Source organism: Mesorhizobium sp. WSM4884 (assembly GCF_029625675.1).
In the GTDB taxonomy this organism is placed as follows: Bacteria; Pseudomonadota; Alphaproteobacteria; order Rhizobiales; family Rhizobiaceae; genus Mesorhizobium.
The window spans coordinates 1-11,436 of the sequence record NZ_JARTVO010000041.1; the positions used below are offsets into that span (position 1 = coordinate 1).

Annotated in this window: 9 protein-coding genes and 6 pseudogenes; 7 read left to right on the plus strand and 8 right to left on the minus strand. The window is 60.7% G+C overall.

The features are described 5' to 3' along the window. Positions 1-475: 475 nt before the first annotated feature. From P9236_RS30395 to P9236_RS30405, 3 genes and pseudogenes are all read right to left on the minus strand, one after another. A complete protein-coding gene (locus P9236_RS30395; protein ID WP_024504268.1) occupies positions 476-1,534 on the minus strand; it encodes a class I SAM-dependent methyltransferase in 1,059 nt (352 codons plus the stop codon). A 57-nt stretch (positions 1,535-1,591) separates the two neighbouring features. Beyond that, positions 1,592-1,813, minus strand: a pseudogene (locus P9236_RS30400) (insulinase family protein); the annotation flags it as partial. A 1,053-nt stretch (positions 1,814-2,866) separates the two neighbouring features. Further along, the gene (locus P9236_RS30405; RefSeq protein WP_224571023.1) at positions 2,867-3,109 is read right to left on the minus strand and encodes a hypothetical protein; all 243 of its coding nucleotides are present in this window, start codon (positions 3,107-3,109) and stop codon (positions 2,867-2,869) included. A gap of 3 nt (positions 3,110-3,112) precedes the next feature. Here P9236_RS30405 and P9236_RS30410 point away from each other — a divergent pair, with 3 nt between their 5' ends. The 3 genes and pseudogenes from P9236_RS30410 to P9236_RS30420 form a co-directional block, all read left to right on the plus strand. After that, a complete protein-coding gene (locus tag P9236_RS30410; protein WP_224571022.1) occupies positions 3,113-3,412 on the plus strand; it encodes a hypothetical protein in 300 nt (99 codons plus the stop codon). A gap of 62 nt (positions 3,413-3,474) precedes the next feature. Continuing rightward, a complete protein-coding gene (locus tag P9236_RS30895) occupies positions 3,475-3,783 on the plus strand; it encodes a helix-turn-helix domain-containing protein (protein ID WP_236473435.1) in 309 nt (102 codons plus the stop codon). A gap of 1,181 nt (positions 3,784-4,964) precedes the next feature. Next, a pseudogene (locus tag P9236_RS30420) lies at positions 4,965-5,159 on the plus strand (DUF459 domain-containing protein); the annotation flags it as partial. 69 nt (positions 5,160-5,228) lie between these two features. Here P9236_RS30420 and P9236_RS30425 read toward each other — a convergent pair. The 4 genes and pseudogenes from P9236_RS30425 to P9236_RS30440 all read right to left on the minus strand — a co-directional run. Continuing rightward, positions 5,229-6,683, minus strand: a complete 1,455-nt coding sequence (locus tag P9236_RS30425) for a glutamate synthase subunit beta (RefSeq protein WP_063169408.1) — start codon at positions 6,681-6,683, stop codon at positions 5,229-5,231. Between the two features lie 41 nt (positions 6,684-6,724). Then, positions 6,725-6,888: pseudogene (locus tag P9236_RS30430) on the minus strand (thioredoxin domain-containing protein); the annotation flags it as partial. 278 nt (positions 6,889-7,166) lie between these two features. Further along, a pseudogene (locus tag P9236_RS30435) lies at positions 7,167-7,436 on the minus strand (pyridoxal-phosphate dependent enzyme); the annotation flags it as partial. An 8-nt stretch (positions 7,437-7,444) separates the two neighbouring features. After that, positions 7,445-7,649: pseudogene (locus P9236_RS30440) on the minus strand (isopenicillin N synthase family oxygenase); the annotation flags it as partial. Between the two features lie 801 nt (positions 7,650-8,450). On the opposite strand from P9236_RS30440, the pseudogene P9236_RS30445 reads away from it, so the two are divergent. From P9236_RS30445 to P9236_RS30900, 3 genes and pseudogenes are all read left to right on the plus strand, one after another. After that, a pseudogene (locus P9236_RS30445) lies at positions 8,451-8,730 on the plus strand (DUF411 domain-containing protein); the annotation flags it as partial. Positions 8,731-8,751: 21 nt separating this feature from the next. After that, positions 8,752-8,973, plus strand: coding sequence for a hypothetical protein (locus P9236_RS30450; RefSeq protein WP_245462946.1), 222 nt, complete (start codon positions 8,752-8,754; stop codon positions 8,971-8,973). Positions 8,974-9,014: 41 nt separating this feature from the next. After that, positions 9,015-9,506 (plus strand): cytochrome c, encoded by a 492-nt coding sequence (locus tag P9236_RS30900; protein ID WP_244514239.1) that lies wholly within the window; start codon positions 9,015-9,017, stop codon positions 9,504-9,506. A gap of 238 nt (positions 9,507-9,744) precedes the next feature. On the opposite strand, the gene P9236_RS30465 is transcribed toward P9236_RS30900, so the two are convergent. Then, complete coding sequence (locus P9236_RS30465; RefSeq protein ID WP_063169404.1) at positions 9,745-10,161, minus strand: hypothetical protein; 417 nt, start codon at positions 10,159-10,161, stop codon at positions 9,745-9,747. A gap of 697 nt (positions 10,162-10,858) precedes the next feature. On the opposite strand from P9236_RS30465, the gene P9236_RS30470 reads away from it, so the two are divergent. Beyond that, positions 10,859-11,134: a hypothetical protein gene (locus P9236_RS30470; protein WP_063169403.1), complete on the plus strand. Its 276-nt coding sequence runs from the start codon at positions 10,859-10,861 to the stop codon at positions 11,132-11,134. Positions 11,135-11,436: the final 302 nt, after the last annotated feature.

An 11,436-nucleotide genomic window follows, 5' to 3' on the forward strand; every position in this document is an offset into this window, starting at 1 on the left:
TTGTCGCTCTTGATTGCCCTGCTTCAAATCCGGCCGAAGCCGGTCGCCGCTTAGGGCTCGGATTGTTCACGGTCGACTAGTGAGCACTCTCCAATATGTTAGGCTCTGTCGCAGTAGCGCAACAAGCTCAGTCTTTGGATGGGTGGTATGAGGATGAGACGACTGAATGTGTACAGGCTCAGTCTTTTTATCGAGGCTCTCGTTTTTGTCGTAAGCGCGTTCGGTGCGACGTGGCTTACCAGCTTTGTGAACGCGCCATGGTGGACATATGTGATTATAGCGGCCATCGCTATGGGCATGTTCGTCGCCGTGCGTGGGGTCCTTTCTGAGCCGCAACGTATGGGACTCTTGGCACACAACTCGGCAGCGACCTCTGCGTGAACCCAGACGCCTTGAAAATGTGCCCGATGCGTCCGGATTTTTGGCGGTGATCTTCATCAAATGCGATGAGCTGCAATTTCTGGCGACGGCCACGCTAAGGGCGGGCCTCCAGCACCATGTTGAACGGTGTCTCCGCGGCGCGACGCAATCGCTTGAAGCCGCCGCCGGTCACAACCTTGCGCAGCCTCGCCTCACCGGCCTGGGCTCCAAGCGCGAGCCCGACTTCCTGCGACACGGATGCGGGCGTGCACACGAAAGTGGAAGCGGCATAGTAAACGCGGCCGACGGGATTGAGGTTCGCCGCCAGATGATCATGCGCGAACGGCTCGACGATCATCCACGTGCCGTCCGGCTTGAGCGATCCGTGGACATGGGTGGCGGCGCCCGTCGGGTCGCCCATGTCGTGAAGGCAATCGAAGAATGTGACGAGGTCATAGGTTCCGGGATAGCTCTTGGCGGCCGCCACGTCGAACCGCGTGTTAACGCCGACGCCGGCTACCTCGGCCGCCTTGCGGGCGCGCTCAATCGAAGGGGCATGATAGTCGAAGCCGACGAAGCGCGAATTGGGGAAGGCCTGTGCCATGAGCACGGTCGATGCACCATGACCGCATCCAACATCCGCGACGTCCACGCCGCGTTCGAGCTTCTCGACGACGCCCTCCAAGGCCGGCAGCCAGGAGTCGATCAGATTGGCATTGTAGCCTGGACGGAAGAACCGTTCCGTACCGCGAAACAGACACGCGCTATGATCGTGCCACCCGACGCCCTTGCCGGACTGGAATGCCTGCCTCACCTTTTCTTCATCGAGCCACAGCGCGGACAGGAACTCGAATGCGCCTGCCATGAAGGCCGGGCTGTCTTCATCAGCGAACACCAGCTCTTGCTCGGCGTTGAGATAGAATTTGTCGCTCGCTTCATCGTAGTCGACGTAACCCGCCGCCGCCTGCCCGGAAAGCCATTCCCTTACGAGGCGTTCCTGGGTGCCGGTGCGTGTCGAAAGTTCGGCGGCCGTCATCTTGCCGCCTTCGCGCAATGCCTTGAACAGGCCGAGTCTGTCCCCCAGCAGGACTCCCGCGCCCGTTGCGATCGCACCGAGATCGCCGACCATTTTCCCCAAGAATGCGTCCAACTTTTCCTGATTCGCTTCAGACATCTGAATCTCCCTTTGGGTTCAATCTCTCCAGGCGACGGAGCCGTGCTCGTCATGAGGCGCCTTGAGCATCAGATGCTCGAAGACATGCAGATATCCCCGGCGGCTCATTCCGCGCTGCCGATCCTGCACCAGACCATATGGGTGACGACCGGCGCGGTGGTCGGGAATGACAGCCACCTCCATGCCGTTGAAAAGCAGGAAATCCGTCACTTTGCCCTCGTCGGTAACCGGCGGAGCCGGAGTGGTCGTCACCAGGGCAAGCCCTGTTGCAGCAGGTATCCTTGGGCAGCCTGTCAGAACATCGATGACTCCGGTTGTGGTGCCGGGGTGGGCGATCAGGGGCCAAGTGATTGTTCCGCGGCGGCTGTATGTTGTGGTAAGGTGATCATGCGAACTCTTGTTGGTCGGTCACGTGTTTTGCGGATGACCCGCATGTACTGTGCCAAATGAGAAAACCATTCAAACGCAATCCAGTAGATCTGACTGTATCCGACATTGTCGGAATTTGGACATCGCCGAACGCGAAGCGCTCGGGGCTTGTGACGATACTTGAGCGTGCTGCTTCGGAGGAGGGATGAGCCTCGAACCGGCCGCGAGGCCTTTTTCTGGCAACGGATATTCCGGCCGGGTTAGGCCGCGAGGAAAGCGACGGTGAATAAGAGGTAGAGGACCAACCGTTTTGAGCGGGTAGTTGCCGTGTTGCGCCCCCAGGCAAAGGCCAGCACCACGGAGCAGTATTTCTGGTGGCGATACTACAACGCCTTTTAGTGCCGGTTACCCGTTTTTACCCAGTTGGCCTGGTGCATTCAGAGCGAGCTCGTTGGAAACCGCTTATTGTGGCTATGAGCGAACTCGGGATGGAGGAGTGGACCCAAAAATTGGCAAAATGCCCCAGGGAGGATTACATGGGTCGCTCATTCCCCGTACTCGTTACAGGTGCGCGTCGCTTCGCAAACAGCTTGCTTTTGACTTGGCGTTTTTTGCCGTCTCGGCATCGCTCACTAATTCGGCCGCTGCCGACACCGTGAACTGGCGTCAATTCGAAGGGACCAGCATAACTTGGGCCTACGACATCCACCCCTATGCGGATGCTCTCGCTGCGCAATTTCCGGAGTTCGAGAAGCTGACCCGGCATCAAGGTCACGCCGGAACTCTACCCAGACGATTCTTACTGGAACAAGATGACGATCCAACTGACGACGAAGTCGCCAGCATGGGATGTGTTCGGCACTGGCATTCAGCCCGCGTAGGACCTCGCTCCGAGTGGCGCCCTGGAGCCGCTGGACAAATACCTGAGCGATTGGAAGCTTACCGATGCTGGATACGACTACATTACGTGGACATGATCAAGAAGTGCGCGGCTCCTTCCTTCGCGTCCGGCCGCAGCGCGATGACGATCGACTCAAATATGTTCGGCTTCTGGAACGATGTTGCGGGGAAGCCGGCATCCGGCAAGATCGCCTTCGCTCCGCCGCTGCACGCACCGAGCGCCACGAGCTTGGAGTCTGACATCTGGATCTGGGCTCTCGCCATGAACGCGGCTTCCGAAAAGAAGGGCACGGCCTGGCTGTTCATCCCGTGGGCCACCTCCAAGCAGGTGGCGCTCAAGGGTGCCCTTGCTGGCCAGCTCGTCAATCCGCCGCGCACGTCGACCTGGCAGACGACACCTGGACTAAGTACGCTTCGCAGCCCGAGTTCAACAACTTCGTTGACAGCTTCAAAAAGATACAGGACCAAGCCGCGCTGGCTTTCACACCGCGTGTCGGCTTCGGCGAAGCCATGAACGCATGGGCCGTGGCGATGCAGAAGATGGTAAACGGCGATGACGTCGAGACGACGTTGAGGGCGCTTGCCGAAGAAATCCGCACTGGCCTCTGATCAAAAGGAACAGGGCAGTACTATTGCACTGCCCTGTTCCCGCCAACGGCGGAGATCACGCCGTGTCACCCCAAGCACTTAAACCCAGCGTGCCGATGGCAGCCGAAGGACCTGGCGCGCGCGCCTCGTCCGGTTCGGCTTCGCTGGAGGGGCGTTCCATCGACTGTTTCAGCCTTGCAATCATCCAGGCGCTGGCCAAAAGCCAGATGGAGCGCCGGCTCAGGAACCGGCGCAAAAACTCGAGCCTGCCGGCGCTGATCGAGCTGGTGCTGGCGCGGCCGCTGGTGTCGGCAGGTCTGGTCGCGGCCGAGCTGAAAATTAGCCAGCGCGCTGCGCTCGGGCTGGTGCCGAACTCGGCATCCGTGAGGTGACCGGCAGGGGGCGCTACCGGGCGTGGGACCCCGTTTAGCTGCGGCGGGCTTTGGCGAAAGCGACAGCACTGATGATTTTTGCTGTACGCTCATTCTCCCTCATCTGCGCGTTGACAGAAAACCAGCAGGCGAGGGTCACAGCACGCTGTGCTCCCCGCGATTTCCGGAAAACCAATGAAAAACGACTTTGATCGATCGCGCGGGACGTATCATTCAACCATGTCGAGAACGGGCGTGACGGCACGTACACTATGGACCGAGAGAACTTTGTCTGGCGACTTTGCGCACGCTTGCAAAACTCTTCGGAAAACTTCCTTCTGTTGATCCAATGATCGTAATGAGCTGGAGTGGCATCGCCGCTCTCCTCGGTTCTTGCTCTCTCAGTTGAACTTGATGCTAGCCTGCACGAAAACGCCGTAGCGCTTTGCCTTCCAATCGTCGGCCTGCGGGGAACCACGACCGCCCATTGCCTCTTCGAAATGAGCGGTGCCGTTATTCGCCACGGCCGCAACACCGCCTCGAGCTGGACGCCATGCCCATCGCCGTCTTCGGGAATTAGCTTGATCTTGGGCGCATGTGGTGCTGCTCTTTGCCGTCGAGCCGCGTGAAGAGGAACGCCACGTCACCAGAAAGGCTGAGTCGCTCGGTGAGTTGCGTCTGCCCGGCCAAGCCGAGTCGCAGCGAATGCCAATCGTTGTCCTGGCTGAGAGGTTGACGTAGGTGGGACGGTTGGCACACAGGTTCCCCAGTTGGTCGCCTGCTGCGTGCAACCGAAAGCATCGTAGCTCTCGTGCCAGAAATTGTTGCCAACAAAAGCACCGATGCGGTAGCGCGGTGAGTTCAAGAAATTATATCCAAGATCGGCGGTGAAATAGCTGACGCCGCCCCCGCGCTGATCACTGAATGTGTTTGAGTAGCCCCCCATTTCCGTAAGAAGTCCTCGTCATGAGAAAATCCTCCCTGATGCCGCCCGCACCGAGGAGGCCTTTACGAAAATGCCAGTCGGATTGTGGACTCGAATGCGCGTCTAGATCGTCATAGGTGAGCCGCGAGACCAGTGACGTACCTTTATGATTGTAAAGTTCCTTCGATGCGTTGCCGGTACTGGCCAGTAACGTAGTCCACCCTCGAAGGAAAAGACTGAGGCCGCCGACCCGGCTACCGACGCCGACTCGCAATCACCGGCACTCGACGGCGGTTCGGAACTTCTCGGTGCCGCAGCGCCGGCCAAGCCGGACGGGCCCGGTGAAAAATTCGTCGTCGAGGGCAAGGCGCCCGCTGCTGCGCCCGGCCGCGCCGACGATTTTTCTTGGCCGCCAAGGCGGCAGCCTGCGGCCGGGGCCACAACCGAAACGACCACGGCGATCAGTCCGTAAGCTGCCCGGGGCAGCGGAAGGGCGGAAAGCGCCTTCAGGTGGCCGCACAAGTAGGGTCTCGAGACGGACTCAGCGCGGCAGCACGCTCGATCCCATCAGCGCCTCATCGATGGCGCGCGCCGCCTGGCGGCCCTCGCGGATCGCCCAGACGACCAGCGACTGGCCGCGCCGCACGTCGCCCGCCGCATAGAGCTTTTCGACGCTGGTCCTGTAGTCCCGGTCATTGGCCTCGACATTCTTCGAGCGGCGGCTGTCAATGGCGATCTTCATCTGGCCGGCCAGTTCCGACACCGGCCCGCGAGCGGCTGGCCCGGCAAAGCCGATGGCGATGAACGCGAGATCGGCGCGGATGACGAATTCGGTGCCGGCGATCGGCTTGCGCTTTTCGTCGACTTCGCAGCATTTGACCCCGGTCAGCTGGCCGTTTTCGCCGATGAATTCAAGCGTCGCCACCTGGAATTCGCGCTCGGCGCCTTCGGCCTGCGAGGATGACGTGCGCATCTTGGTCGCCCAGTATGGCCAGACCGACAGCTTGTCTTCCTTTTCCGGCGGCTGCGGCCGGATGTCGAGCTGGGTGACGCGCACCGCGCCCTGGCGGAAGGCGGTGCCGACGCAGTCGGAGGCAGTGTCGCCGCCGCCGACGACGACGACATGCTGGCCGCCGGCGAGGATCGGATGCGACGGCCACGCCACCGACTGGATCGGTTCGCCGCCGACACGCCTGTTCTGCTGCACCAGATAGGGCATCGCGTCATGCACGCCGCCGAGATCGTCGCCGGGAATGCCGGCCGCGCGCGGCGTTTCGGAACCGCCGCAATAAAGCACGGCGTCATGTTCGGCGAGCAGCTCGGCAACCGGCTTGTCGACGCCGACATTGACGCCGCAATGGAAGGTGACGCCCTCGCCCTGCATCTGCTCGATGCGCCGGTCGATATAGTGCTTCTCGATCTTGAAGTCGGGAATGCCGTAACGCATCAACCCGCCGGGCCGGCTCTCGCGCTCATAGACATGGACGTCGTGGCCGGCGCGGCCGAGCTGCTGGGCAGCCGACATGCCGGCCGGGCCGGAGCCGATGACGGCGACGCGCTTGCCGGTCTTCTTCTCCGGCGGATAGGGCCTGATATGGCCGGTCTCGTAAGCCTTGTCGGCGATCGCCTGCTCGACCGTCTTGATGGCGACGGGGATGTCCTCGAGGTTCAGCGTGCAGGCTTCCTCGCAAGGTGCGGGGCAGATGCGGCCGGTGAACTCCGGGAAATTGTTGGTCGAATGCAGGTTGCGGATCGCATTGTCCCAGTCGCCATTGTAGACGAGGTCGTTCCAGTCCGGGATCTGGTTGTGGATCGGGCAGCCCGTCGGCCCATGGCAGAACGGAATGCCGCAATCCATGCAGCGCGCGGCCTGTTTCTCGACCTCTTTGTCGGACATCGGCAGCGTGAATTCGCGGAAATGCCGGATGCGGTCGGAGGCCGGCTGGTACTTGTGCACCTGCCGGTCGATTTCGAGAAAGCCTGTTACCTTGCCCATAGTCCAGTTCCTGCTGTCCAGATGGTGCGCCTGGCGACGCCCTGCAGCTGGATCAGATGGGGCATCCCGTCCACACATGGGCCGCACCAAGTTGCCCAAAATTCGACTATGTACACTTGCCGGGCTCAAAGCTCGTGAGGGGCTCGCCATGCAGCCAGTTCTCGACTCTAATCGAAGGAGCCGGGGACTCCATCTGCAATACCACGTTGCGGTCCAAAGCTATTTCCAAAGGTTTCTGCACGAGCTGGTTTCCTCTCAGAGACGGCACACGGGTTCAGGGAGGAGCGCATCGCTCGTCTTGCCCCATTGAGTGCAGTCACAGTCACTCAGTCTCAAAAGCCATGCCAACGCGCTCAGCGCGCAGTTAGCGCCCATTGCTTCGAAAAACCTCGTCAGTGCCCAGATGTTGGTTGTAATGAACCTGACATTTGTCTGACGCTGTCAGCTTTTGGACACGCGATCACGCGCTTCGTGCCGCCAGATGGCCAGGCCGAGCCCTGTGTTGCCAGCGGTCGCTTCGATGATTGTACCGCCCCGCGCGTGCCACGCTGTTCGGCATTAACGATCATCGACAACGCAATGCGATCCTTGATCGATCCGCCGGGATTCTGGCTTTCGATCTTGACGAAGCGACGACACCTGCCGGTATCGAATCTCTTCAGTTCGACGACCGGCGTCTCCCCAATCAGATCGAGCACTGACAAATGGCGGACGCAGGCGAGAGGACGCCTTTGTCGACGGTCGGCGGAACATCTCGAGGCTCATGCGGCTGCGGTCTCCAGAATGTCGGCATAGTGCCGTTGCGCAATATCGGGATGCGAGCGCAGTCGGCTCTTCAGCAGTTGCGGAACAGGGGATTGTCGGGGTCGCTGGCGGGGCACCCGCTTCGGCAGCCAGTTCAGGCGGCAGGTCAAGAAACCGTATGTCGGCATCAAGCCGCGCGCCGAAGAAGAAGGGAATAGAAACAGTGCCCTTCGAAAGACCCAGGGCGACGGAAATCATTGCATCGGGCGAGTTCATGCGCCTGAAGCAGCGCTGGCTGCAACTGCTTCATAGCGACAGGCGGGCGGAGACTCTAGCGGGGCTTTCGCCGCTTGGTTGATTGAGGCTCTCGACGAAGCCACTAAGATTCGGCGGCCGATAATAGCTTGCTGCTCATTGGGACGCCGACCAACGCCGGGATTGAGAAAGGCAACCCTGCCCCACAAGGCGGGTGTCACACGTGCGGTGCGTCCGCTCGTCGCGCCGGATGGTCTTTGAGACCTGGGTTCACGGCTATTCAGATGCACCCCTGTCGGCTTTTCGGTGCAGGCCGCCAGGCGGCGTGTTGCAGCAGCGGTAATTAGTTTGAGAGCGTGCGAGCACGGGCTGCATAGTGAGATCATTTGCCGGCGTGGGGACCAAGGTGTGGCGCAGCCTTAGAGAACTCAACACCGAGACCGGAGCAACGGAGACGGCTCTTTCGTCGAGACAGTTTAATTGGAAGGCCGAGAAGCACCGGCTGGGTAGCGTCACGCCGCATCATTCTTTGCGGAGCTGGAGCGCGCGGGATCGCTGGAGCGGCTGGTGAAAGCGGTTGCCGGGGCGCACGCCAACAACAACACGTGAGCTGGCGCCTCGTGTGGCAAAAGGAGGGGGCGAGAGCCCATGGCCTGCAATGAAGCGATCAAGCATTGCGATCGTGGAACCAAGCTGCCTAGTCGACCATCCGGACCGCGGCCTTCAAGCCAGCTCGCCTTGGAATCGGCCTTCCAGGAATCACCGTCAAGGCCGACTCACGACCTTTTCGCCATGAGCCGCGAAGAGGGCATTCCGCCGGAAGCCGATGGCTGCCTTCTCTCGTTCATCGACGGCTATGTGGTGAGCGGCCATGTGCCGGTCGGCACGGTCAACAAGCTCTTGACCGAGCGGCCCGACATCAAAGGGCATGACGCTGCCCGGCATGCCGATGGGCTCCCCCGGCATGAGTGGCACGAAGGAAGCGCCCTTCGAGATTCTCGAAATCCGAAAGTCTGACGCGACCGGCGGCATCTACGCCACGGAATAGGAGGCTTCGATGATGGAATGCATGAGCGGCATGATGATGTTCGGCACGGGCCTGGTGTGGCTGCTTGTCGTCGTCGTGCTCGTCCTCGGGACGGCCGCGCTGATCAAATACCTGTTCTCCAGCGGCGGCAAAGGAGAAGGGCGTCGGTCCTCTTATCGATGCGTGGCCGCGGCAGGCCTCGGATTGGTCTGGACATTGCCTTGGCTCGCCAACCGGATGGCCGCGCCCCGGCCGCGGCGATAGCGCTAGGCAAGACGGTTTTAGCCAGGCGAAGGTCAGCGCGATTGGAAAGCCCGCTGCCTTCGGGACGCATGCCGGCGCCGGGACCGGCCGCGGTCGTCGGCGGCGGCTACCAGAGCGACATGCCGGGCTTCGGGAATGTCCTCACCGACGAGGAGATCCGGGCCGTTCTGGCCTTCATCAAAAGCACATGGCCCGAGCGGGAACGCGCCTATCAGGCAGATGAGCCGCCGGGAGCGGGAGCAGACACAGTGAGACCAATCCTAGCCGCGGAGCCCTCGAACGCCCCCAACCGGAATGCATTGTCCATGAAAGCGAAACCGTCGCTTGCGATTCAATTTCTGGCGCTGATCCTCGGGACCTCCGCGCTGGCCCACCATCCGGGCGCCGATCTCGACAAGATGAGGGACAGCGCGGAGAGGTTCTTCCAGGCGATCGACGAGCAGGCCGCGCCGCCTTTCGAACTGGCCGACGCGGACGGAAGGGCCGTCCGCCTTCCGATCTCTCCGACAAGATCGTGGTGCTCTACTTCATGACGAGGTAACCTTGGAAGAAGAAGGCGACGGCCACTGGCGGCAGGATGGCAAGCACGCTGGCCGCAAAAAGCGGCCCATACTCATAGAAGCGGGCCGGTTCTGTCGCAAATCGTGCTTTTGGCCACAACTGGACGCTTTCGCGCGCTTATGGACCAGCTCACATGACAGGGCTCGACGTGCCCCGGGGTGGCGCCCTACTTCCACGCTCGCACTGTCACACTCCCGCCGAAAGGCGGGTTTAGTGAGTTATGGCAGTGACTGTGCCACCAGTCCAAACGTCGAGTTTCGCGGCAACTTCGACGCTTTCCTTAGCTGACTTGCCCAAAACCAGCGCGGCCAAAGCATACTGCTTGCCGCTCCCGATGGCATAATATTCACCTTTCACGGGATCACTTGGCAGCCAATTGCCGTCCAACAATACGGCTTCCCCATTTTTGCGCACTATCAGCGCCTCAAATTCAAAATTGTCGTCGTTGCGCGGCACAGGAATATCAGAAACATCCATGCCCTTCTCAACCCAGTCTCGAACGGCCTTTGGAATACCCAAGGACGAAGAGGAAACGCCGATGAGTGTGCCGTCGCATAAGCGAAACACCTTCGTTTTCTCACCGACGGATACTGAGTCAAAACCCAAGGCTCGGCCGTCGCCAGCCATGGTTCCGTTCCTGTAAGCTATTGTTGTCATTGGCACCCTTCTATCGCTGCATCAAACTTCAGGACCTTGCGCATGTCCCCTGTGTCAAGGTCACTGACCGACGGCCTATTTGCCTGATACACGATACAGGCTGCGCTCCTTGAGTTCGCGCACGGGTGGCCGTCATCTTGCCGCCTTCGCGCAATGCCTTGAACAGGCCGAGTCTGTCCCCCAGCGGGAATGACAACCACCTCCATGTCGTTGAAACGCAGGAAATCCGTCACTTTGCCTCGTCGGTAACGGGCGGAGCCGGAGCGGTCGTCACCGGGCAAGCGCGGTCGCAGTAGGTATCCTGGGCAGCCCGTCAGACATGGATGGCTTCGGTTGTGTCATGCGACTTCTTGTTGGTCGGTCACGTGTTTCCGGATAACCAGCATGCGCTGTGCCAAATGAGAAAACCATTTAAAGTCAATCCAGCAGATCTGACTGTATTCCGACATTGTCGGAAATTGGACATCGCCGAACGCGGGCGCTCGGGGCTTGTGATGATACTTGGGCGTGCTGCTTCGGAGGAGGGATGCGCCTCGTACCGGCCGCGAAGCCTTCCTGCATTTAAGGCGCCAGATCAATTGAACGCGATGCCGGGCAGCGTCGCAGCGGCTAAGCCAGCCACTCGCATTGCTCCCTGACAGGATGGTGCCGATCCTGCTGAGATCGCATGCTGGCGCGACGTTGCTTTGCGGCCACCGTCGCGCCTGCCCGTGAACTGTTCGCGCCTGTGCTCATGCTCGCCTTGACACCCTCGATGGGTCCATCCGGGATGGTCAACCATCCGGAACATAGCGGGCAGGCGGGCATCTTCACCAGCAGTCTCTGTGTCGCTCTCGTGGCGGCAAACAAGATCGAGGCTGGCGGGGTGATGATCAACGGTCCTCGAACCATCGATTTTGATCGCGGTGGCCGTTCAGTGCGTTCAAGCACGAGGCGCCGTTAGACGGCACCGCAGCATCATAGCGAAGTGCCATGCAGGACGACTCCCTGCAGCATCGTCTCGCGCAGCCAAACACTTGCCGGATCACTGTTGTGAACGGCCGGGCGTTTGACGGCCTGTGACGCGAAAAGGCAACGGAAGATCTAGCATTTATGGGGGAAATGTTTTTTCGGAGTGCTTGACCCGCAGGAAGGGCAGGGCATGACTGCCTATCGCCCGACCCGGCAAGGCCGCACTCATGACCGGCTGGGCTCGGTTAATCCTGCATGCCGCGCCCATGAGGTTACTTGTCCGGAGTGCGTCGA